This is a genomic window from Pectobacterium polaris (genome assembly GCF_002307355.1).
GTDB classification, from domain to species: Bacteria; Pseudomonadota; Gammaproteobacteria; order Enterobacterales; family Enterobacteriaceae; genus Pectobacterium; species Pectobacterium polare.
Genome location: NZ_CP017481.1, coordinates 766,632 through 790,429 on the forward strand (window position 1 = coordinate 766,632; position 23,798 = coordinate 790,429).

At 50.3% G+C, this 23,798-nt stretch carries 20 protein-coding genes and 1 pseudogene; 6 read left to right on the plus strand and 15 right to left on the minus strand.

The genetic code is table 11. The features are described from left to right. Positions 1-331: 331 nt before the first annotated feature. Both BJJ97_RS03445 and BJJ97_RS03450 read right to left on the minus strand, forming a co-directional pair. Positions 332-610 (minus strand): YdgH/BhsA/McbA family protein, encoded by a 279-nt coding sequence (locus tag BJJ97_RS03445; protein ID WP_095700839.1) that lies wholly within the window; start codon positions 608-610, stop codon positions 332-334. Between the two features lie 186 nt (positions 611-796). Further along, positions 797-1,722: pseudogene (locus tag BJJ97_RS03450) on the minus strand (LysR substrate-binding domain-containing protein). A 98-nt stretch (positions 1,723-1,820) separates the two neighbouring features. Here BJJ97_RS03450 and BJJ97_RS03455 point away from each other — a divergent pair. After that, complete coding sequence (locus tag BJJ97_RS03455) at positions 1,821-2,606, plus strand: pirin-like C-terminal cupin domain-containing protein (protein WP_157910769.1); 786 nt, start codon at positions 1,821-1,823, stop codon at positions 2,604-2,606. A gap of 76 nt (positions 2,607-2,682) precedes the next feature. On the opposite strand, the gene BJJ97_RS03460 is transcribed toward BJJ97_RS03455, so the two are convergent. The 6 genes from BJJ97_RS03460 to glpA form a co-directional block, all read right to left on the minus strand. Further along, the gene (locus BJJ97_RS03460; protein ID WP_095993076.1) at positions 2,683-3,015 is read right to left on the minus strand and encodes a DoxX family protein; all 333 of its coding nucleotides are present in this window, start codon (positions 3,013-3,015) and stop codon (positions 2,683-2,685) included. Between the two features lie 6 nt (positions 3,016-3,021). Continuing rightward, a complete protein-coding gene (locus BJJ97_RS03465; protein ID WP_095700843.1) occupies positions 3,022-4,575 on the minus strand; it encodes an MFS transporter in 1,554 nt (517 codons plus the stop codon). Further along, positions 4,568-5,713 carry an HlyD family secretion protein gene (locus BJJ97_RS03470; protein ID WP_095993077.1) on the minus strand — a complete coding sequence of 382 codons (1,146 nt, stop codon included), beginning with the start codon at positions 5,711-5,713 and terminating at the stop codon, positions 4,568-4,570. The genes BJJ97_RS03465 and BJJ97_RS03470 overlap by 8 nt, the downstream gene beginning before the upstream one ends. Positions 5,714-6,507: 794 nt before the next feature. Beyond that, on the minus strand, positions 6,508-7,719 hold the full coding sequence (gene glpC, locus BJJ97_RS03475; protein WP_095993078.1) for an anaerobic glycerol-3-phosphate dehydrogenase subunit GlpC: 1,212 nt from the start codon (positions 7,717-7,719) through the stop codon (positions 6,508-6,510). Beyond that, a complete protein-coding gene (gene glpB, locus BJJ97_RS03480; protein ID WP_095993079.1) occupies positions 7,716-8,978 on the minus strand; it encodes a glycerol-3-phosphate dehydrogenase subunit GlpB in 1,263 nt (420 codons plus the stop codon). The genes glpC and glpB overlap by 4 nt, the downstream gene beginning before the upstream one ends. Then, positions 8,968-10,638, minus strand: coding sequence for an anaerobic glycerol-3-phosphate dehydrogenase subunit A (gene glpA / locus BJJ97_RS03485; protein WP_167385188.1), 1,671 nt, complete (start codon positions 10,636-10,638; stop codon positions 8,968-8,970). The genes glpB and glpA overlap by 11 nt, the downstream gene beginning before the upstream one ends. A gap of 311 nt (positions 10,639-10,949) precedes the next feature. On the opposite strand from glpA, the gene glpT reads away from it, so the two are divergent. Next, the gene (glpT, locus tag BJJ97_RS03490; protein WP_095700848.1) at positions 10,950-12,299 is read left to right on the plus strand and encodes a glycerol-3-phosphate transporter; all 1,350 of its coding nucleotides are present in this window, start codon (positions 10,950-10,952) and stop codon (positions 12,297-12,299) included. A gap of 75 nt (positions 12,300-12,374) precedes the next feature. Then, positions 12,375-13,442: a glycerophosphodiester phosphodiesterase gene (gene glpQ / locus BJJ97_RS03495; protein ID WP_095993080.1), complete on the plus strand. Its 1,068-nt coding sequence runs from the start codon at positions 12,375-12,377 to the stop codon at positions 13,440-13,442. A gap of 59 nt (positions 13,443-13,501) precedes the next feature. Here the strand turns inward: glpQ and yigL are convergent, their stop codons facing one another. Both yigL and pldB read right to left on the minus strand, forming a co-directional pair. Further along, positions 13,502-14,302 (minus strand): sugar/pyridoxal phosphate phosphatase YigL, encoded by an 801-nt coding sequence (yigL, locus tag BJJ97_RS03500; protein ID WP_039486735.1) that lies wholly within the window; start codon positions 14,300-14,302, stop codon positions 13,502-13,504. 102 nt (positions 14,303-14,404) lie between these two features. Then, entirely contained in the window at positions 14,405-15,442 is a 1,038-nt protein-coding gene (gene pldB, locus BJJ97_RS03505; RefSeq protein ID WP_095993081.1) for a lysophospholipase L2, read from the minus strand. 89 nt (positions 15,443-15,531) lie between these two features. Here pldB and rhtB point away from each other — a divergent pair, with 89 nt between their 5' ends. After that, positions 15,532-16,152, plus strand: coding sequence for a homoserine/homoserine lactone efflux protein (rhtB, locus tag BJJ97_RS03510; protein ID WP_039311603.1), 621 nt, complete (start codon positions 15,532-15,534; stop codon positions 16,150-16,152). Positions 16,153-16,239: 87 nt separating this feature from the next. Here rhtB and rhtC read toward each other — a convergent pair whose 3' ends face one another. The 3 genes from rhtC to pldA form a co-directional block, all read right to left on the minus strand. Continuing rightward, on the minus strand, positions 16,240-16,863 hold the full coding sequence (gene rhtC / locus BJJ97_RS03515; protein WP_095993082.1) for a threonine export protein RhtC: 624 nt from the start codon (positions 16,861-16,863) through the stop codon (positions 16,240-16,242). A gap of 43 nt (positions 16,864-16,906) precedes the next feature. Continuing rightward, on the minus strand, positions 16,907-18,736 hold the full coding sequence (recQ, locus tag BJJ97_RS03520) for an ATP-dependent DNA helicase RecQ (RefSeq protein WP_095993083.1): 1,830 nt from the start codon (positions 18,734-18,736) through the stop codon (positions 16,907-16,909). Between the two features lie 133 nt (positions 18,737-18,869). After that, positions 18,870-19,736 (minus strand): phospholipase A, encoded by an 867-nt coding sequence (gene pldA, locus BJJ97_RS03525; RefSeq protein ID WP_095993084.1) that lies wholly within the window; start codon positions 19,734-19,736, stop codon positions 18,870-18,872. Positions 19,737-20,024: 288 nt separating this feature from the next. Here pldA and BJJ97_RS03530 point away from each other — a divergent pair, with 288 nt between their 5' ends. Together BJJ97_RS03530 and rarD are read left to right on the plus strand one after the other, a co-directional pair. Continuing rightward, positions 20,025-20,513 (plus strand): thioesterase family protein, encoded by a 489-nt coding sequence (locus BJJ97_RS03530; protein ID WP_095993085.1) that lies wholly within the window; start codon positions 20,025-20,027, stop codon positions 20,511-20,513. Between the two features lie 98 nt (positions 20,514-20,611). Continuing rightward, the gene (gene rarD / locus BJJ97_RS03535; RefSeq protein ID WP_095993086.1) at positions 20,612-21,541 is read left to right on the plus strand and encodes an EamA family transporter RarD; all 930 of its coding nucleotides are present in this window, start codon (positions 20,612-20,614) and stop codon (positions 21,539-21,541) included. Here rarD and BJJ97_RS03540 read toward each other — a convergent pair. Beyond that, the gene (locus BJJ97_RS03540) at positions 21,507-22,565 is read right to left on the minus strand and encodes an AbrB family transcriptional regulator (protein WP_095993087.1); all 1,059 of its coding nucleotides are present in this window, start codon (positions 22,563-22,565) and stop codon (positions 21,507-21,509) included. The two genes, rarD and BJJ97_RS03540, sit on opposite strands and share 35 nt — an antisense overlap. 183 nt (positions 22,566-22,748) lie before the next feature. Further along, entirely contained in the window at positions 22,749-23,699 is a 951-nt protein-coding gene (gene corA, locus BJJ97_RS03545; RefSeq protein WP_095700858.1) for a magnesium/cobalt transporter CorA, read from the minus strand. Between the last annotated feature and the right edge of the window lie 99 nt (positions 23,700-23,798).

Genomic DNA, 23,798 nt, shown 5'->3' on the forward strand with positions numbered 1-23,798 from the left:
TTGATAAGGAAAGTGTAACGGGCGGCGATAAATAAGATAGCGCAAAAAACTCACCGCTCTGTTCGAAAAATCAGAACAGGATGGCGTATGCAGGTTGCTCAACTGGTAATTTTGAATTTTTTCTTTGTCACGGGATACCAGAGTATCGTCAGGAATGCAGTGTGCTTGGTTCAGCTTGCGACCAAAAGTTAGATTTATTCAACAAAGCCACAGAATCTAAAAAATATTAAATTTAAATACAGAGAGATATTAATTAAAAATGAGATAGTACCTGAGGGTAGGTAGAGGGATTTAAAAATATAAATATGGCCCTCAGGCATTAATTTATATGTTACTTATAAACAATCGCTGTTGCCACTAGTGTTTGACCTTGCTCACGAACGGAAACAACTTCGTAATAACTCCCACCCTTGGCATCCGCTTTCTCAGAAAAAACATTATTGCGGACATCACTTGGCGATTTTATATCCTCACCGACTCGTGAGCCGACTGAAATGGTCTCAATTTTCACAAGATTTAGTTTTGCTACTTCTTCATGTGTCACTAACTCTGCAGCAAAAGACATAGATGAAACAAACGTTAAGCCAACTAAAGCCAAAGATCTCAACATAATCATTCCTTACTTTAAAAACAGTATAAATACACTTTTAATTAAAAAAAGCCGGCTCTGGCGCCGGCAATCAATAATACCAAACGAGAAAGTAACTTTTCCTTCGTAACACTACGTTACGGAGTCAAATTTATAATAGCTAACGCATTAGATCAATAATCACAAATAGAAGGCTACATCTCAAATTTAGGATGAACCATAATGTGCGTTTTTCATATTAGTTGGCAGGTGAGTCAGAAGGTATTCTAGAAATGCACGTACAGCAGGATTCATATGTTTTCTGCTGGGATATACAGCATGAATAATATGGTCAAATATAGTCCATTCCTTTAGAATCTGTACCAGGTTGCCTTCACGAACAGAAGGAAATGCTATCGATTCGGGATTAGACCTACACCAATGCCATGAAGGACGGCTTCAAGCTGAACTCTTGGATTTAAGCAATAAAGTACGGGCCGATGTTTAATAATGACAGCCGTACCTTCTGTATTAACGAGTTTCCATTTTTGCTCACCTTCGTAACGATCCAGCACGGAACTGATAGTGGGCATCATTCCTAAATCATCAGGTGACTCAGGAAGAGTATAATGATTTAAAAAACCAGGACTGGCGACAAGAATAAGCCTCGATGTTGCCAACGTTCTGGCAATTAATCCAGGTTCGTCATCCAGGCTAGCCTTAGCTCTTAGCGCAAAATCGAACATTTCTTCGATAATCTGTACATGCCGGTCTGTTGCATCAATGATAACATTGACTTTCGGATACCTGGCCATAAAACCAGGTAATATAGGAGCAAGGTTATACTGTGCCAGAACGGTAGGACAACTTACCTTGATGGTTCCACTTGGCTCGGCAATGAGTTCGCTTACAGATTCATAGGCTAACTGGCCATCCTTAACCATCTGCGCGGCATGCTCGAACAGAACCTTACCTGCACTGGTTAGACTGAAACTACGGCTGTTTCTCTGAATTAGCCTGACATTTGTCCTTTCTTCGAGTTTAGCAATGCGCCGGCTTAGTAAGGATTTTGTCACCCCAGAAACTCTTTCTGCAGCAGTGAAACCACCATGTTCAGCTATCAAGTAAAAAAAATAAAGGTCGTTAAAATCCATATGCTGTCCTAAAAATAATACCCTGCATCTCAATTTACACTATTTAGAATAATAAGCTGGGATATATAATTATTCTACAATTACCCATGGCTTATTTTATGATAAAAGATATCGTATCCATAACTCATATTGAAAACCAACGACACAGCGCTCATTATGAGACTGCATTAATAGACATGAAGAACGATGCATGCGACCTTAATCCATTGATAAAATTCGAAGAATTTATCATTTCCGGTCCAGTTTTTCAGCCCTCACCACATGCTGGCGTTCTCCGCCTTACTTTACTGTTGCCAGATTCAACGGGTTCACTGTCTATCTGTGTCGGTGAGGACACCCAGTTGTTAACACCAGGAGAATTATTTTGCATGAATTCAGGATCTGGTGTTGTTTATGAGGAGAGAGTAAGTTCTGTAAATTGCTATGTCCATGGAATTTCTATCTTGCTTAACACACATTCAACATTAAAAAAAATGTCTTACAGGACTGAAAAGTTTCAATGCCATCCTAAAAGAAACAATGAGACATTATGTATTGATGGTCAAAAAAATGGCCTCGGTGAATTCAGACTAGACATTTTCACATTAACAGAAATAAAAAAATTCGGCATCGAGAGTAACGAACGAATTTTCATTTACGTTCTGTCAGGGGAGATAGTCACTGAGTTTTATGGAAAGAAGAATCGACTGAGTGAAAAATATTTCATCGCATTATCTCACTCCAGTAAGAGTGATTTTAAAATTGGCACGAAAAAACGTGCACAAGTGCTTATTCTCAGAGCAAAAGAAGTAAATGAAAGATCTATCCTCTTAGGTTATTTAGCCATGAATTCCCAGGAACAAATAAATTCTATTCTTGAGAAAGACAGGAATGGAAATATGTAATTAAGATATATAAAATTTTTATTTATTTTGTTTTATAAAAAATAGGAAGACATAAGGTATAACAAAAACCATTATGTTATTGTAATGACAGAGATATCATAATAACAAGCAACACAACGGCAGGAAGGCATATTTTTACATACTCTCTATTATATGCGATAATAAGAACCGCGAAAATCATAATTAATGCAGCAAAAATCAGGTTTTGAGAAACCCAAACATTCATAATTAATAAAATTGCGATGACCAGTTCACAAAGCCCTACTCCTATCCTAATCCATGAATTTAATCCCCACCGGGAAAATTCATCTCTGACAGACTGAATTCCAATCGTATTCAATATACCTCCAACTAAAAACACAAGAATAACGATCCATTTCGACACAATTTCAGGGTTATAAATAATCATTTTTTCCTACTTCATAATATTCTGCTTAATCATGATAAGCATTCCCGCGATGCCCGTAACCGTAATGATTGTAAAATAATCCATACCGGCAAGTATTGTTGCCTGCTGTTTTACTGCTTGGGCTATCCATGAAAATGCAATTGATTGTGATTTACTGAGCGAAAAATGATGTTGATATAAATTCGTAATACGGAACAGGACATCCTGATAGAGTGGATTATCCTTCTTTATATCGGTGTTGAGAACAGCATAATGAATTGTCGTTCTCCACTGCATCATCAGTGTGGCAAAGGTTATACCCAAAGCCATAAAGAACTGAGCTATCATATTTTTAACTTGCTGTGCATGTGAGAAAACCGTTTCATCATGTTGTACTTCTCTGAAAGTATGCATAGCCGTTGTCGCCATAACTAGCATGATGAAAATGCCATTGCACAGTAGTGCCGGCAAGATATCCGTAATAAGGTTTGCTGTCGGTGTTAATCCCCTCATCATCCATCCATAGACAGCCAACGCCAGAAATCCGATGACAAAGAATTTTTTAGATGAAGGCCTCTTTGGCATTAGCCAACTCATAACAAACCAGGCAATCAATGCTGAAGACAATCCTATTGCATGCCATTTTCCAATCGTTATCCAGGAGAAACCGAGCCCAGCCTGTAATATCTGTGGAATGATATAATTGTTAGCACCCAACACTAGGTAGCAGAGTGCAAAAACACCAACTCCAGCGATATATTTTTTATTACTAAAAAGTAACCTGACCATTAAAAGCGGTTTTCCATTATATTTAGACATGCTTCTAAAAAAATAAAAAAGTGCTGTAAACCCTGTACAAAGAATTGTTATTAATATAATTGAATCACTAAAGAAATTATAATTAGATCGTTGAAAAACCCACAAAATGCTGAACGTTCCCCCAGCTAACCACATCAAGAGGAATGGATGGGTATCGCTTTTCATCTTGTCTGGTGGAGACGAATCAGGTAAACAGAATGACGATGTAATAAACGTTAAAATTGCGACTGCAATCAGTATGTAAAATATGGCACCCCATGTATCCTCGCTCACTGACAGTGATGCAAGCCAGGGTGACAAAGCAGTACCAACAGCTAAGCCAGTTGCAAAGTATTTAATACCACTAAAACGTAATGGGCTGGGAGGTAATAAATTCACAAGCACTCTGGCCCCCGTCATAAAAGAGGCTCCACCTATTGCCATTATAACTCGTCCCGTCATGAAAGCATGGTATGTACTACTCTCAGCACAGAATAGGGCTCCAGTGATAAAAACAATCAGTGAAGACCATATATAGAGACGCCATCCGGTTCTTTCAACGATCCATCGTTGTTTTGAGATCATCATAATCGCCACACAGGCATAGGTGGCCGTAATAAAGCTGTACTCTTCCGGTGACGTACCGGTTTCGCCCATGATTGGCGAAGCCGCAAATGCGATCATTCCAGCCTGGAGAAACTCCAAGGTTGTCAGCAAAAATATAGTAACCAACAGCACTTTTTGCCTTACTGGATGGGTGACAAACCAACTTTCATTATTCATTTTCTTTCACAATTTTTTTAATTAACGCATCAATTTTTACATCTTCATTGTTATATACATCAGTCTTCCATTTCTGAGTCGTCACGTTATAAGGTCGAATCTCCCCAGTCCCGACACTGCTGGTGTCTACTTTTACTTTCATTGATAGACCAGGGCGCAGAGGATATTGGCTTAACAGGTTTTTATCTAACTCAATTCTGACAGGAATGCGTTGCACGACTTTAATCCAGTTACCTGTAGCATTCTGGGCAGGCAGCAATGAAAAAGCACTGCCAGTACCTGGCTCGATCCCCAGAATTTTTCCTTTATATTGAACGCCCCTTCCGTATACATCAGACGTAAGCGTGACATTCTGGCCTACTTTGATATTTCCGAGTTGTGTTTCTTTGAAGTTGGCTGTAACCCAGATTGAATCCAGAGGGATAATTGACATCAAGGTACTTCCAGATGAAATATGCTGTCCAACCTGAATACTACGCTGAGCAATAACACCACTGACGGGTACAATGACATTCGTTCTGTGCCAGTCGAGCCAGGCTTGTCGAAAAACAGCTTCGGCGGCCAGCACATCAGGGTGAGAATCCGGTGTGGTATTGGATGTGTATACCAGTGCTGCATTATATTGGCTTTCTGCAACTTTAACTGCTGCTTTTGCCACATTAACAGCGTCGCTAGCATGGTTCATGTCTTCGACAGAAATAGCCATACTTTTACTTAGACCTGAACGACGGCGATAATCCGCAGTAGCCTTGTTATAGTCAGCTTTTTTCACTTCGATAGCTGCGGCAAGTTGCTGCAAATTGGCAAACTGATTTCGGACAGCTCGTACTGTGCTGGCGAGCTGAGCTTTGGCTTTATCAAGTTGAACTTTGGTGTCAATTGGGTTTATTGCAACGACTACATCACCCTGCTTAACATAATCCGTATTGTCAGCTTTGATATCGGTGATAGTGCCTCCCACTTGGCTAGTAACCTGGACAAGATTACCCTCCACGTAGGCATCCTCTGTTGTTGCTGTATGACTACCCACATAGGTCCATAAAAAAAATGTGACCAGGCAAATAGTGAGGGCCGCAGGTAAAATGAATAAAGCCGTTTTTTTTCCTGACTTTTTATTTTCGCTTCTTTCGTCTTGCATGTAATTAATCCTGATAATAACTTCGCAGGATATTATTCTTCGTGAAATTCATTATCAAGATCCACATATAAGACAAAACGTCTCAAATATGAGATAATGGTAAAAAATTAAATTCAGCAGCACATTCACACTGATGGATAATATAATAAGCACACTTAACCCCAACACAACAGGGAATAATGAAGCGCTAACACTTCATGTTTTCAAAAAATGAAATTTATCATAATAAAATAAACCATTTATCGAATATGTTTATTATTAAAACCCGACACGAAATTAATTTTATTTTTCATAGCCGCGCTACAACACAGCCAATTTTTTATTAATTAACATGTCTGCTTAAACTAAAATATAATAATATTATTCTTTCTGCGAAAAATATTCAGATAAAAAACACAGGAAAAATAAAATCCATCGGCATAAATTGGAAGTTGCGGGGATCTTGAGGGACTTGAAAGGGTTTATCTCGCCTTAAATTTGGTGTGAGATTTAGCTACCTATACGCGCTTACTGCCGTTTTCTACCTTTTCACGCTAATTTCCGACAGACAAAAAAAAAGCCAGCACCCGAGCTGGCTAAATAATACTGGAAGCAATGTGAGCAATGTCGTGCCTTCACAGGGAAGCCGGATCGCCATGAACACTATCAATAACTAACACAGGCGCATGACATCGTTCCCCGGAACGCACAGCAATAATAATCATTATCATTCGCACTTGTAAAGTGCTTTTTGCGATAAATTCTTATTCTCAATACGGACTGAAAAACAGCCCGTTTTGCTCCCCTTCTGTTTGTTACTCTGGCTGCGTCAATGCCCTTGCCAGCAGAGTGATCGGGTGTTCACACAGCTTGCTGGTCGACATCTCAATCTGCCATTTACAGGTTTCGCAGTCCGTCACCACAATATCGACCCCGCTCTCTTCAATCTGCTGGAACAGCGGTGCGCCAATGCCTTGCGACGTGGCGTAATTCTCTTTCTTGAAGCCGTAGGTGCCCGCAATACCGCAGCACTGGGAATCCAGCATCACCAGCTCAAGACCGGGGATACGTTGCAGCAGCGCCAGGGTATACGCCGTCCAGCCCATGCGTTCCAGGTGACAAGGCGTGTGATACGCCACCCGCAGCGGCAATTTACCCAGCGGCAGCGTGCGCCCTTCTTCTTCCAGCAGACGGTAAAGCTGACGCGTCACCAGTTCGACACCATCGCGCACATGGCCGTTATCCACGCCCAGCAGATGCGGATATTCGTCCCGCAGCGTGAACGTACAGCTGGAGGATGTCGCGACTACCGACAGGGATTTCTGATTGATTGCCTCATCCAGCGATTTGATATTGGCATGTGCCTGCTTTCTGGCTTTGTCGTGAAAACCATTGGCGATCAGCGGCACGCCGCAGCACTTCTCTTTATTCAGCAACTGGACGCCAATGCCCATTGCGTTAAAGACCTGAACCAGATCTTTACCCAGCTGTGGATGGTTGTAGTTCACATAGCAGCCGTGGAAGTAGGCGATCTGCTCATCATAAGCCTGCTGCTTTGCTGCCTGCTGGCGATACCAGCGCCGGAAGGTGCCGAATGAATATTTCGGCAACTGGCGACGATGGTCGATTTTCAACGCTTTATCCAGCAGCTGGCGCACTGGCTTCAGGCTGGTCGCCGTATTCACCAGCGGCGCAAACGGCGTGGCAATCGACCCCATGAGATCGGTATGGCTCAGAATCGCATCGCGCAGCGTCGGCTTGTGGGTGCTGTGGGTCCCCTTTGCACGCTGAATAATGTCGCCAATTTTGACATCTGACGGGCACTCGACTTCACAACGTTTGCAGTTGGTGCAGTATTTCAGCGCATCATCATACAGCGCCGGATCTTTACGCCGCAGGCGTTCGCCGTCCGGCCCAGCCTGTTTCGGGCCGGGATAAAGCGGGTTCACGCGCGAAACCGGGCAGTACGTGGTACAGACCGTACACTTGATGCAATCTTCAAAACTGTTATCGCTAAGCAGGCTCATGGGTTGCCCTCCTTCAAAATCTGTTCGGCAACATGAAGGGCACTGAGTAAGGAAACCCCCGCTCCACATCCCTGCACAATTGGGTCGAAACCTTCCAGCACCGCGCCAATCGCGTACAGGTTGTTGACCGTTTCGCCCCCAATGCGCGGATGCAGATGTTCATCGACAATCGCGCCAAATTGCATATAAGGCTGCGGCGCAAACACATCCTGCTGGCTCCAGCCCTCGCGCTGGTCAGCGAATCGAACGTCCAGCCCAAAGACCGGTTCGGTCACCCGATCAAACTGCGTCACCAGCCCGTTACTGAAGAAGCTGCCGCTCGCCAGCACCGCGTGCTTCGCCCGCAGCGGAATATCGCGATGATGGTGGCTATGAATCGCAATCCCCTGCGGCGACAGCGAGGCGCGCACCGCACGATCGCCCGGCATCACCATGCCACCCAGTTGGCGAAAGCGCTGCGACAGCGCCTGATGCAGGCGTAATCCGAGCAATGACGGCGGCAATGTCGGCAACAGCAGCACCGGTTTACCTAACGCATCAGCGAGTTCATTAATGATTTCAGGGCTGTCCAATCCCAGACAGGCAGGCATGATGATGGCATCGTTACCGTTAGCCAGAAGCGACAGCTCTTCCACCAGTGCCGAGCGATTTTCCGGTCGGTCGAGCACGCGGGCGATATTGACCGCGCGGAATTCGCTGGGGTTCTGACGCAACCGATCCAGCACAGGCAGCTTGAGTTCATCACTGCGTGCCGCGATCCCCTGCGTCTGAAGCGTACCGGCTACAATACGGGACTGAAAATCCAGAAAGCCTTCGATACCCGCAACCAACGGATTGTCGCCAAAGCGGGAATCCGGCAGACCACGCGTTACGCCATCGACCGGACTCAGCCAGCAGGCGCGAAACTTACCTAACGGCGTCATGCGCCAGTGGTTCTGCTGATGATTGCCCTGCAAAGTGATATTGCTGCGTTCCAGCAATGCTTCAACCTGTGGCAACAGTACCGAAACTGCCGCCGCACCCATGCGGGAATAAGGGTGATGAGGAGCCTGACGCGCCAATTCATCCAGTGCATCGAGCGGCTGGCTCACGGGCTGCCCGTCAGGCAGATGGGAGAGTAAATCCAACGCGCCGGAAGAAAAATGCAGCGCATTCTGCCCCGCGCTGACAATCGCGCAGCGTTTCCCCTGCTCCAATAAGCGAATACCGCAGGTCAATCCCGCCAGTCCACCACCGATAATCACAACGTCATAGCGCATGACGATCCTCCTGACTGTCGCTGGCCGTCAGGCCGCACAATCCCTGATAAATCCAACTGGTAAACTCGCTTTCGCGCAGCGCATTGCCCCACGCAATCGGGCGAACGCCTTTCCAGCGTTCGTTCAAAAACTGGCTGAGCTGCGTGAGCGACTGTTCCGGCGTCGCGGTGCCCAGACGGCACAGTAAACCCGCCGCACGACAGGCGCACAGTTCACCCTGACAGGTGCCCATACCCACGCGGGTGCGCCGACGTAAATCAATCAGGTTATTCACCTGCAGTGATTCCACGGCGTAGCGCACTTCCCCCGCCGTCACCGCCTCGCATTCGCACACCAGACTGCGGTCCAGACGCTCACCGGACAGCATTCTTCCGGCACGTTCACCATGGCGATAAATCGCCGAGCCGCGCAGCGGCGCAGAGAGCGGTTTTGCCGCAGGGTAAGCAGACAGAGCGTGAGGAGCAGATTTCACCTCCTCCAGCGATTCAGAACCGGGCAGCGGCGTCTGTGCCGTCGAGCAGGCCACGTCATGACCCAGCTTTTTGCAAATAGCGTCAGTCACCCACTCCGCCATCAGGCGGTAGGTCATTAGCTTGCCGCCAGTGATGGTAATAAACCCTTCCAGCCCGTCGCGGCTGGCATGGTCGAGCAGGACAATGCCGCGGCTCACGCTACGGCCGCTCGGATCGCTATCGCTGGCAACCAGCGGTCGGACGCCCGCATAGGCGCGGAGAATACGCGTGCTCGCCAACTTAGGTGCCAGCATCGAGCCTTCCCGCATCAGCGTTTCCACCTCAGCAGGCGTTACCAGCATATTGTCGATTTGATCGTAATCGATGTGGGTTGAGGTGGTGCCAATCAGCGAAATGGTATCGCCCGGCACCAGAATGTCGGCATCCGCCGGTTTACGGCAGCGGTTGATCACCATGTTGTTGATGCGGTGTCCAAGTATCAACAGCGCGCCTTTTGCCGGAAACATACGCACGCGCAGATCGGCATATTCCGCAATGTGCTGCCCCCAAATACCGCCCGCGTTAACCACCACCTGTGCATAGATTTCTGTTTCTACACCTTTTTTATGGTCGAAAACGCGCACGCCGGTAATACGGTCGCCCTGACGAATCAGCCCGATGACCTCATGATAGGTCAGCACTTCCGCGCCGTGCTCGCAGGCGTCAATCATGTTGGCCGCCGTCAGGCGAAAAGGATCGACCGAACCATCCGGCACGCGCACCGCGCCAATCAGCGTCGGGTTTGCTGCCGGTTCCAGTCGTAACGCTTCCTGCGGATCCAACGCCTGCGCGCGAATCCCCGCCTGCTGGCAGGCGGTAATAAACTGTGCCTGCCAGCCGAGATCGTCTTCGGGCAAGGTGATAAACAGACCGTCAGTAGGTTCAATACAGTGGCGAGCAATCCGCCGGAGAATCTGGTTTTCTTCAATACACTCGCGGGCAGACTCGCCATCGGTTACCGCATAGCGGGCGCCGCTGTGTAATAAGCCGTGATTACGCCCGGTCGCTCCGGTCGCAATATCATAACGTTCAAGCAGCAGGCAGCGCAGTCCGCGCAGAGCACAGTCCCGTGCCGTACCCGCTCCCGTCGCACCACCGCCGATGACAACCACGTCAGTTTCACGCCAGTTCCCCGTATTTTGCATCATGTTCTCGCTCCAGGCGGATGGTATACATGTTGCTATTGGGACACAAAAAGAAGGATTAATGTTTGATAAAGAGCAAAAACGAACACCAAACGAAAACAAGAAGGGGTTTAAAAACAATAAGTGTGATTTGGGTCACTAAAACCGCACTGTGGAATTTTTCGATTCTGTTAACATGAGCGCAAAAATCGTCACAGTTTCATAAAAGTGTAACATTAGCGTCATGAATCACACTCATTTGCACGCTACCCCCTTACAATAACGTTCGTAATAGAACAAAAAAGCTCTCGTTTTTTTTCGCATTGGAGATATCTATGCTGAGTATTTTTAGGCCCGCCGCCCACCAGCCGCGCGTGTCACAAGAACACGTCGATCCGCTCTATCGCCGCCTGCGTTGGCAGATTTTCATGGGGATCTTTTTTGGCTACGCCGCCTACTATCTGGTGCGTAAAAACTTCGCACTTGCCATGCCTTATCTGATTGACCAGGGCTTCTCACGCGGTGACCTCGGTTTTGCGCTGTCGGGCATCTCCATTGCCTACGGTTTTTCCAAATTTATCATGGGGTCGATATCCGACCGTTCTAACCCGCGCGTGTTCCTGCCTGCGGGTCTGATTCTGTCAGCTGCGGTCATGCTGTTCATGGGCTTCGTGCCGTGGGCAACGTCCAGCATTGCGATTATGTTCGTTCTGCTGTTCCTGTGCGGATGGTTCCAGGGTATGGGCTGGCCACCGTGCGGACGTACCATGGTTCACTGGTGGTCGCAGAAAGAACGTGGTGGCATCGTGTCCGTATGGAACTGTGCTCACAACGTCGGCGGTGGTATTCCTCCTCTGCTGTTCCTGCTGGGTATGGCCTGGTTCAACGACTGGAAAGCCGCACTCTATATGCCGGCCTTCGCCGCCATTCTGATTGCCATGATCGCTTTTGCACTGATGCGTGACACACCACAATCCTGTGGTCTGCCACCGATTGAAGAGTACAAAAACGATTATCCGGTTGATTACAATGAAAAAGCAGAAGAAGAACTGACGGCTAAGCAGATCTTCATGCAGTACGTTTTCCCGAACAAACTGCTGTGGTACATCGCGATCGCCAACGTCTTCGTTTACCTGCTGCGTTACGGTATCCTCGACTGGTCACCGACCTACCTGAAGGAAGTTAAACACTTCGCACTGGATAAGTCTTCCTGGGCCTATTTCTTCTACGAATACGCAGGTATTCCGGGCACGCTGCTGTGCGGCTGGATGTCCGACAAGGTCTTCAAAGGCAACCGTGGTGCAACGGGCGTGTTCTTCATGACGCTGGTGACAATAGCAACCATCGTTTACTGGATGAACCCAGCCGGCAACCCGGGTGTGGACATGGCCTGTATGATCGTTATCGGCTTCCTGATTTACGGCCCGGTCATGCTGATTGGTCTGCACGCGCTGGAACTGGCACCGAAAAAAGCAGCGGGTACCGCAGCGGGCTTCACCGGCCTGTTCGGTTACCTCGGTGGCTCCGTTGCCGCTAGCGCCATCGTCGGCTACACCGTTGACTTCTTCGGTTGGGACGGCGGCTTTATGGTGATGATCGGCGGCAGTATTCTGGCTGTACTTCTGCTGATTGTTGTTATGCTGAATGAGAAAAAGCATAAAGCTGAGTTAGCCAACCGCGCCTAACCCGCTCTTGTAAGCATCCCTCTGGCGGCGTCCTGATGACGCCGCCTTTCTCTCAACAGAAAGAGGTTTGATCGCATGAACGTTACCGTAACATCCCTACTCTCCGCCCTCGCGCTCTCCGTTTCCTTTAGTGTTTCCGCTTCCTCAACCGACAAAATCGTTATTGCCCACCGCGGTGCCAGCGGCTATCTGCCCGAGCATACGCTTCCGGCGAAGGCGATGGCCTACGCTCAGGGTGCCGATTATCTGGAACAGGATCTGGTGCTCACCAAAGATAACGCGCTCATTGTCCTGCACGATCACTATCTGGATCGCGTGACCGACGTAGCAGAACGTTTTCCACAACGCGCCCGTAAAGATGGACGCTTTTACGCTATCGACTTCACGCTAAAAGAGATCAAGTCGCTACAATTCACCGAAGGATTCGACATCAAAGACGGCAAACAGGTACAGAGCTACCCGAACCGTTTTCCGATGTGGAAATCCGACTTTCGTATTCATACCTTTCAGGAAGAAATTGAATTTATTCAGGGTCTGAACCACTCAACTGGCAAGAACATCGGGCTCTACCCCGAAATCAAAGCGCCGTGGTTTCACCATCAGGAAGGGAAAGACATCGCGCGCGAAACGCTGACCGTGCTGAAGCAATATGGCTATACGAAGAAGAGCGATAAGGTTTTCCTGCAATCGTTTGATGTCGCCGAGCTAAAGCGCATCAAAACCGAATTGCAGCCGCAGATGAAGATGGATCTGAACCTGATTCAGCTCATTGCCTATACCGACTGGCATGAAACCTACGAGAAGCAGGCCGATGGGACGTGGGTGAATTACAACTACGACTGGATGCAAAAGCCCGGCGCTATGCAGCAAATTGCGACCTATGCCGACGGCATCGGCCCGGACTATCATATGCTCGTCCAGAAAGGGGCGACGCCTGACCACATCACCTTTACCGACATGGTGAAGGAAGCCCACCAGCATAAACTTCAGGTACAGCCGTTTACGGCAAGAGCCGACAGGCTACCGGCCTACGCCAACGATATCGATCGGCTCTACGACATTCTCTACTATCAGGCAAATGTTGATGGCCTGTTCACCGACTTTCCCGACAAAGCGGTCGATTTCCTGAAAAAACCGCGCTGAGTCTCAGCATTGCCATCGGGCACGGCGTGCCCGATGATGCACTGACTTAATCATATCGATTACTTCAGGAACAGTTCACGCAGGTAATTCGGCACCGCGCTGTCCGCGTTAGACCCAATCACTTCGCGATCTGGCAGCATATCTTTCAGGCGCTGATGCGCGTTCTGCATCACGCAGCCTTTACCCGCCATCGACAGCATTTCGTAGTCGTTCATGCCATCACCAAACGCCACGCACTCTTTGAGTGAGAAGCCGATAATCTTCGCCACTTGTTCCAGCGCATGGCCTTTAGACACGCCGCCCGCCATCACTTCCAGACACGTAAGCGTCGAAAAGCTCACGTTAACACGGTCGCCCCAGCGCGCGTTGAGCGCTTCTTCCAGCGGTAACAGCTGTTCATGGGAATCACAAGTAAAGAACACCTTGCTGACGCCATCGGTTTCGAGCAGTGCAGGCTCGAACAGTTTGTATTTAAAGATCGACTCTTTGAAGAAACGCTCCTCTTCCGCGCGCGGACGGTTCATAAACCACTCATCATCGCGGTAAACGTGCGTCAGCATATCGGGGTTATTGTGTACGACGCTGTAAAGGTCGCGGGCGATATCCTGATCCAGGTTGTGGCTGAAAATCAGCTCGCCCTGCGAGTTGTGCACGCGCGCACCATTCGAGGTAATCATAAACGCGTTGATACCGAGATTATCGCGGATCTGCGCGACATCCATGTGATGCCGTCCAGTAGCAAACACAAAGTGAATCCCTTTCTCCGTCAGCAGCCTGAGGGTTTCTTTCGCATACGGGGACAACGAGTGGTCAGGTGACAGCAGTGTGCCATCTAAATCGGAAGCAACGACATGGTACATAGCGATGAGATCTCACTTCTGGTGTGTTGTGGCGGCACGTGCCGCAAAAAATTAACGAGGTTGCTGGCAGCGCCCGTTGAACGACGTGCCAACAGTCTAAAATTAATGATAACGCGCAAAGTGCGCAAAAATCAGCGCAAATGCCTTAGCGCGGAGGTTATCCGTTTCAAAGAGGATTTCGTGCCGCGCACCGGGTATCACCTGCAAAACGCCGTTTGAATTGGCGTTACCGTTCTGTGCCAGTGTCTGGCAAAACGCATTCTGGCTGCGGTTATCCACCACGCGTTCCTCTCCCGCCTGTAGCAGCAGAAGCGGCGTAGTGATGGCGTTGGCCTGTGCCACTAGCTGTTTCCCCGCCTGTATCGCCTCCCGCACCCAATGATAGGTCGGGCCGCCGATGCGCAAATCCGGTGAATCCGCATAAAATCGAATGCTGCGCTGGTAGCGCTCACGGCTGTGCGTCAGCACATTCATCCGATAAGGCAAAGGACGCCACTGTCCGGTGCCGATAGCGTAGTAATCGCGTATTGCTGGGCGACGTTCCGCCCAATCGACAATCCAGCCCGCGATGCAATGGGGAAGCGGCAAACGAATGCCAAACATCGGCGCACACAGCGCGACGGCATCAAACGTCTCAGGTTGACGAATCAGAAGCTGCGCCAGAATCGCGCCCCCCATTGAATGCGCTAAAGCAAACCGACGGGTATAGTGCTTCGGGCCAATATGCTGCTGACACAGCGTTTCGGCATCATCGACATAATCACTGAAGCGCACGACGTGTCCACGGTGTCCGTCTTGCAGCACCCGACCCGATCGCCCTTGCCCACGGTGATCCATGATGAGCACATCATAGCCGCGATGAAAGAGGTCATAAGCGACTTCGCTATATTTGACATAGCTTTCGATACGGCCTGAAAAGACAACGACAATCTTGTCGTGCTGGGGCGCGGTAAAGCGAACAAACCGGATCGGTACATCATCAACGCCAGAGAATTCGCCCTCTTCGCGCTGACGCCAGAAATCCAGTAATTCTCCGGTAGCAAAAGCGGCAAACTGCGCTTCTCGCGTTAACAGACCTGCCGCTAACGATTCAGGCGTTAACAATTCAGCTGTTACAAACGTATTGTGGCGTTGAATCATCACACCTCTCCGGTGGAGCAGGTAAAGAACATGACAAGCGATGAAGCATAGGCGTATTGTGACATAAAAATTTTCCAGGGGCATGCTTCATGACATTGGATTGGTGGTTAACCTACTTACTCACAACGCTTATTCTCAGCCTGTCGCCCGGCTCTGGTGCCATCAACACCATGAGCACCGGAATTAGCCACGGCTATCGCGGTGCGGCGGCCTCGATCTGTGGTTTACAGGTCGGGCTGGCGATTCATATCGTGCTGGTCGGCATTGGGTTAGGCGCGTTGCTTAACCAGTCTGTACTGGCTTTCGATATGCTGAAATGGCTGGGCGCGGCTTATCTGATTTGGCTGGGGATTCAGCAATGGCGCGCCGCAGGCGCTCTGGATCTTCAGGCAATCGCCAGCGCGATGCCACGTCGCAGGCTCTTTAAACGCGCGGTGCTGGTGAATCTAACCAACCCAAAAAGCATCGTGTTTCTGGCAGCGCTGTTCCCGCAGTTCATTATTCCCCACCAGCCGCAGGCCGCACAGTATCTGGTGTTGGGCATCACCACCGTGGTGGTCGATATCATCGTGATGATTGGCTACGCCACGCTGGCCACGCGTATCGCCGGATGGCTGAAAGGCCCACGGCAGATGAAGACGCTCAACCGGATATTTGGTTCACTGTTCGTGCTGGTTGGCGCGTTACTCGCTACGGCGAGAAAGGCCTGATGACGGCAGCGCGCCGTATCAAACTGCGGCGCGCTGCTTTTTTTCTCTAAAGAAAATGATCTTAGAGGGATATTCTCACAGGGAAGATTAGCGAGAGAAAATCAGGTGCAGGCCGAACCCGGTAAACAGCACGCCCGCCACGCCATCCACCCATTTCGCCAGACGCTGATAGCCACGACGCATTGTCGGTAGGGCGAAAACCATCGCGACCAGGCTGAACCAGAGCAGCGTTTCAATTGAGATCAGCGCAAACAAGCCCCAACGCGCACCGCTGCCGACGCTGTCGCCGACAAACAGCGAGAACACGCTGCCGAAATAGATCAGCGCCTTCGGATTCGCCAGATTCGTCAACAATCCGCGCATGAAGGTTTTACCGCGCTGAGGCAGTACCACCGCCTTCTCCTGCGTGGTTTCCAGCTGTGCTTTATTTCGTGCGGAGCACAGCATCTGCCAGCCCATCCAGCACAGGTACAACCCGCCGCCGACGGTAACGGCTGTATGCAGCCAGGCCATTTTTTGCAACAGCAGGTGCAGCCCCAGCAGCGCGATAGCTGCCCAGACCATAACGCCCAGAGAAATACCTAACACGCCCATCATCGCTTCACGGCGGGAACGGCTGGCCGCAGTCTGTGAAACGAAAAAGAAATCCGGTCCCGGGCTCATCAGCGCAATGAAATGCACCAGCGCCACCGTCATAAATAGCATCAGCATGTTGGTTTTCCTGTTTTTTAAATGCAGTCAGACAAGACGATCATCACTCGTCATCATTATTATCGACATGATCGCGAATCATGTTCATGAAAGGCGCACCGAAACGTTCGAGTTTACGGTGTCCAACCCCGTTGATATTCAGCAGTTCACCCGCAGTGATCGGCATCATTTCAGCCATCTCCAGCAGCGTGGCATCGCTGAACACCACGTAAGGCGGAATATTGTCTTCATCCGCGATGGATTTACGCAGTTTGCGCAATTTAGCAAACAGCTTGCGGTCGTAATTTCCACCGTAAGATTTTTGATTGGCGCGCGGTTTCAGGTTAATCACACGCGGCACGGCCAGCTGTAGCGGCATCTCTCCCCGCAACACTGGGCGCGCAGATTCGGTAAGCTGTACGGCGGAATGCATTGTGATGTTCTGGTTCAGCAAGCCCAGATGAATCAATTGGCGCAGCACGCTGACCCAATGCTCCTGCGATTTATCTTTACCAATACCGTAAACCGGCAGTTTGTCATGGCCGAAGTCACGGATACGCTGATTATTCGCCCCGCGCAGCACCTCGACGATATAGCCTAAACCAAAGCGCTGCCCAACGCGGTATACGCAGGAGAGCGCCTTTTGCGCTTCTACCAGCCCGTCATAGCGCTTCGGTGGATCGAGACAAATATCACAGTTGCCGCAGGCCTCTTGGCGTCCTTCACCGAAATAATTCAGCAGCACCAGACGGCGGCAGGTCTGCGCTTCGGCAAACGCGCCCATCGCATTGAGCTTATGACGCTCGATATCCAACTGCGGGCCAGTCGGTTTTTCTTCCAGACAGCGGCGCAGCCACGCCATATCCGCCGGATCGTAGAACAGCGCGGCTTCAGCAGCGAGTCCATCACGTCCGGCTCGCCCCGTTTCCTGATAGTAGGATTCGATGTTGCGCGGAATATCAAAATGCACCACGAACCGCACGTTAGGCTTGTTGATGCCCATACCAAATGCAACGGTCGCGACCACCACCTGAAGATCGTCACGCAGGAACGCTTCCTGCACCTGTGCACGTCGTTCGTTATCCAATCCAGCGTGATAAGCCCCTGCGCTCAACCCACGCGCCTGCAAACGCGCGCTGATGTCCTCCACGCGGGAACGGCTGTTGCAGTAGATGATGCCGCTTTTTCCACGCTGCGCCTGCACGAATATCCAGAGCTGGTCGAGCGGTTTGAACTTCTCCACCAGCGTGTAGCGAATATTCGGGCGGTCAAAGCTGCTGATCTGAATCAGTGGCGACTGGAGATCCAACAGACGAACGATGTCGTTCCGCGTGGCTTCGTCGGCGGTAGCGGTCAGCGCAATAAAAGGAAGATGAGGGAAACGCTGTTTAATCTGCCCCAGCGCCCGGTATTCAGGGCGGAAATCGTGCCCCCATTGGGAAATACAGTGCGCTTCATCCACCGCGATCAGGGCGATCTGCCAGTGGGCAAGATGATCGAGGAAGCTGTCCGTCGTCAGGCGTTCAGGCGCAATATAAAGCAGCTTGATCTGACCAGTACGACAACCGGCCATCACCTCAAGCTGCTGCTCGCGCGTCTGCGTCGAATTCAGGCAAGCTGCCGAAACGCCGTAGGCCTGAAGCTGATCGACCTGATCTTTCATCAGTGAAATCAACGGGGACACCACCAGCGTCAGCCCGTCCATCACCAGCGCAGGGATTTGATAGCACAGCGATTTACCGCCGCCTGTCGGCATGATAACCAGACAGTCCTGCCCACTGAGCGTCGCGCTGATAATTTCCTGCTGACCCGGTCGGAATTGCTGGTAGCCGAACGTGTCCCGCAGAACCTGAACCGCCAGCGCTTCCTTATTCAATACTTCCGCCGTAGACACGCCTTCCCCAATTCAATGAAATCAAACAGGCGCTATTTTCAGCGCCGTTGGGTAAAACTGCAATCGTTAGTTTGGTAAAACGACAAGGGTTAAAGCGGTAATCGCTAAAAACCCAGCCGCGAAAAGATGGTCGTTAGAACATGTCGTTCAGCGTGACGCCAACGCCAAAGCGGGTCTGACGGTGGTTGTAATCAATCAGGGATTCGCCATAGCCGCTAAACACTTTGGTGTAGAAACGGACATGACGCGTCAGCGGATAGCTCCAGCCCAGTTCACCACCGCCGTAGCCGCTGTTCCAGTTATAGCGACCTTCTGCGCTAAACACGCTGTCGCCCCACACATAGCCGACGCGTAAGCGGTAATGGCCCATGTATTTGGTGATATCTGGATTGTCATCCTGACTGTCGGAGAAACGCACCCACGGCTTCACATCAACCTGCCAGTTGCCGTTCTGCGCCATCAGGCGAGCATAAGCACGGTTCCAACTGCGCGACGTCGGTTCGGAACGGCCGTTAGACTGGTGGTTAAAGCCCATTTCCACATCCCGCAGCGTCCAGCCCGCGAAGGTGTAGTTCGTTGCCCAGCCCAAAAAGACCTGTGGCTCATAGTTGGTTTCACGGAACGGAGAAGACTCGCTCTTATTAGACAACTGCCACCATGAGCGCTGCGTATAGGAAGCACCCAGCAACGAGTTATCACCCAGAATGCCACGCCAAATCGGGAACCCCAGGCTCAACTGGTAATGCACTTCATCTTTACGTGCTTCATCGCCCCAGTTATAGCTCTGTATCGCCGTTTTATTGATGTTGCTGCTATAGGTATACAGTATGTAGTTGCTCTCGTAAGGATAGAGAACAAACGGGGTGTTGTGCTCTTCTAACAAGCTGGCAATAATGCTGCCACGTACCGCAGGTTGATTTGGCGCAGGTGCGTTTGTTGTGTCTTCGGCATGAGCCTGTGCTGTCAGTAATGCTGCCAGTACGAATCCGATTTTATGCATTCATTTTCTCCGACATGTTTTTCTCCAGCATTCTTTTATCCAAATAAAATCTTTTATCTAAATAAACTCATTTATCTAAATAAACTCATTTATCTAAATAGTGATACGCCTTCCCCACTCAAGCCCGCCATTCTACACAGTTCAACGACGTTTGAATTATCGTTCTCCCGTTTCTCTGCCTTTTCTGGAAAGATACAAAATCAATGCATAAAATAAACATTCACATAACGTAAATACATCAAATCAACCACATTTAATATGTGTCTCTTATCCGAGCGGGAAACAACTATGGCTGACGTACCATCATTTCAGGGAACCACATTAACCAGAGAGACTGTGCGCCAGCTCGTTGGCGAGATTTTCATTTACAAGATGCCATTCAACATCGAATTAGGTCTTGAATTACAGCAATTTGAAGCCGACAAAGCCGTCTTGACGTTCGCCCGACAAGATAAGCTCATCGGCAATGCGGCACAAAAAATCCTGCACGGCGGCGTAATTGCTGCCGGGCTGGACGTGGCCGCTGGGCTGGTCTGCGTCGGTAATACGCTGCTGCGCCATGAGACAATCAGCGATCAGGAATTTCACCATCGGCTCGCACACATGGGAACGATTGATATGCGGGTAGATTATCTACGTCCGGGCTATGGGGAACGCTTCACCATTACCAGCACGCTACTGCGCGGTGGTAATAAAATCGCCGTTGCGCGCGCCGAATTGCATAACGAACAGGGCTCGCATCTCGCCAGCGCCACCGCAACCTATATTGTCGGGTAACCTTTACGTTAGAAAAAATTGTCATTAACACTTTACGTGAAAGCGCTCACAGTTTTGGGTAGACTTAGCGTTTTCCCGCCGTCCTTATCGAGTCACCCATGAACGCGCAACAAACCCGTGAGGGGATCTTTTTCGCCCTCGCCGCGTATTTTATTTGGGGAATTGCTCCCGTTTACTTCAAGCTACTTGAGCACATTCCACCCAATGAAATACTGACGCACCGTATTATCTGGTCATTCTTCTTTATGCTGATCCTGCTGACGGTCGGTCGGAAATGGCGTCAGGTGAGCCTTGCCTGCCGCAACGTCAAGCATCTGTTTCTGTTGGCATTAACGGCGGTGCTTATCGGCGGGAACTGGCTGTTGTACATCTGGGCGGTCAATAATCATCACATGCTGGAAGCCAGTCTGGGGTATTTCATCAACCCGCTGGTTAACGTCATGCTGGGTATGATCTTTCTGGGCGAACGCTTTCGCCGTCTGCAATGGCTGGCGGTGCTGCTCGCCGTGACCGGCGTACTGGTTCAGCTGTGGACGTTTGGCTCGCTGCCCGTTATCGCGCTCGGGCTGGCATTCAGCTTCGCGTTATACGGCCTGCTGCGTAAGAAGATTGGTATCGACGGACAAACCGGCATGCTGATCGAAACGCTGTGGCTGCTTCCGGTTGCGGTCATTTATCTGTTTTTTATTGCCGACACGCCAAGCAGCCATCTGACAGCCAACCCCTGGTCGCTGAATCTACTGCTGATCTCGGCGGGCATCGTCACCACCGTGCCGTTGCTGTTTTTCACCTCAGCGGCGATGCGCCTGCGCCTGTCAACGCTCGGCTTCTTCCAGTATCTCGGCCCGACCATCATGTTCATGTTGGCGGTGGTGTTCTACGGTGAAACGTTCAGCAGCGACAAACTGATTACTTTTGCCTTCATCTGGGGCGCGTTGGGGCTGTTCATTCTGGATGCACTTTATACGCAGCGTAAGCTACGGCGCACGCCAGTTACAGTTTCCCAGCCTCAACACGACGGGAAATAAAGCGCGATAAGATCGGGCTGAACAACAGCGTCGAAAACAGCCGCAGCGTCTGCATGGCGATGACAAATGCCATATCCACCCGACTGCCTGCGGCAATAATCGCAATCGAATCCAGCCCGCCGGGGCTGGTCGCCAGAAAGGCGGTCAGCATATCCACCGGCATCATTTTCGTCACCATCCACGCCATTCCACCGCACAGCAGCATCAGTCCGACTATCGACGCCATCATGTGCGGCAGCGTGCGTATCGCCAGTAAAAAGATAGGGCGAGTAAAACAGAGTCCCACACTCCAGCCGATAAAAGCATAGGCCAACGCCAGCAGCCATTCCGGGGTTTGCAGCTGCAAGGTGCCGCTGGCATGCAGCATTGAGCCGATAATCATCGGCCCCAACAGCGCCCCAGATGGAATACGCAGGCGTCTTCCAAACCAGGCGCTGCCAAACGCCACGCAAAGCGTCGCCAGAAAGCGCCAGTCCAATGCGGGAAACCAGACCAGCATCGCACTGTTTTCCGCCGCCTCGTCACCCAAACTCAGGCGCGCCACGAACGCCGCCGACGCCGTGACCATCAGCACACGTAAATATTGCATGAAGGCGACCAGCCGCACGTCCGCGCCAAATTCCCCAGACATCGCGACCATCGCCGACGCACCGCCCGGCGATGCCCCCCAGGTTCCGGTCGTTCCGGGCAGTTCGCTAAATTTGACCAGCAGCCAACCGGACAATCCGCTGGCAGCCAGCGTCGCCAGCAGAATGAACAGCACCAGCGGCCATTCGCTCATCAACGGTTTCAGGATAGAAAATGACAGGCTTTGTGCGACCAGACAGCCTAGAACAGCATTGCTGCCCGCAAAGCAGACGGGCGGAATGCGAATTGTCGCACCGTTTAACCCCATGACGACGCCGACCATCATCGGCCCCAGCAACAGCGCGGCGGGAACGTGGTAAATCTGTAGCCCAAACCCAAGGGATAATGAAACCGACAGCAACATTCCCCATTGCATCCAAGGAGACATCCCTTTCATGCACACGACCTGTATTGAATAATCGAAAGTAAGAATAGAAAGACTGTTCGCCATTCTAAACAAGATGGCCGGAGAATGAACAGGCGCAGAAGAATAAACAAGAATAGCGAATCGGAGAACGATAAAAGGAAGGAATATTGACGCGCCTGACGGGTCAATCCCATCAGACGCATTCGGACAGATTTAGAGCCAGTTCTTACGTTTGAAGTAGAGGTACGGTGCCAGTCCAGCGAGAATCATCAGCACAATCGCGCCCGGATAGCCAAACGACCACTTCAGCTCCGGCATAAATTCAAAGTTCATCCCGTAGCTGGACGCCACCAGCGTCGGTGGCAGGAACACCACGGAAACGACCGAGAAGATCTTGATAATCCGGCTCTGTTCGATATTGATGAAGCCCATCGCCGCCTGCATCAGGAAGTTAACCTTCTGGAACAGGGATTCGTTGTGCGGCAGCAGAGATTCGATATCGCGTAAGATTTCACGCGCCTGTTCCAACTGGCCGGATGGCAAGCGAGCTTTACGCACCAGGAAATTCAGTGCACGTTGGGTATCCATCAGACACAGGCGAACTTTCCAGCCCACGTCTTCCTGTTCCGCCAGCGTGGACAACGCGTCGTCGTACTCTTCGCCCTGACGCCCTTCCATAATGATGCGGCTCAGCGATTCCAGATCGCTGTAGATGTTCTCGATTTCGTCCGCCAGTTGCTCAATTTTAGTTTCAAAGAGGTCGAGCAGCAGTTCGTAAGCATTACCGTCTACCAGCGTTTGGTTACGGGCACGCATGCGGTACAGGCGGAACGCAGGGAGTTCACGCTCGCGCAAGGTGTACAAGCGACCATCGCGAATGGTAAACGCCACGGTCGAGTTACCCGCGTGATCGTCAGCATCTTCAAAAAAGAAAAAGGAGTGAATGTGCAGGCCGTCTTCATCTTCAAAAAAACGTGCCGATGCTTCAATGTCTTCCAGTTCAGGACGGGTGGCCAGGCTTTGTCCCAGCTCGGTTTGTACTTTTTCACGCTCATCGTCTTCCGGCTCGATCAAATCGACCCAAATTGACGTGGTGAGATCATCGGAGTCATCCAGTTCCAGACGAGATAAACGGCAATTATCCAGTTTAAATGCGCTCAGCATGGGCCATAGCTCCCCTTTCAGTAGCAGAGATGGACAACGCGATTGAAGCACAGAAACAGAGGTGAGGTGTCACCAGCAGGTTTCAGTCCGTTCGACGGA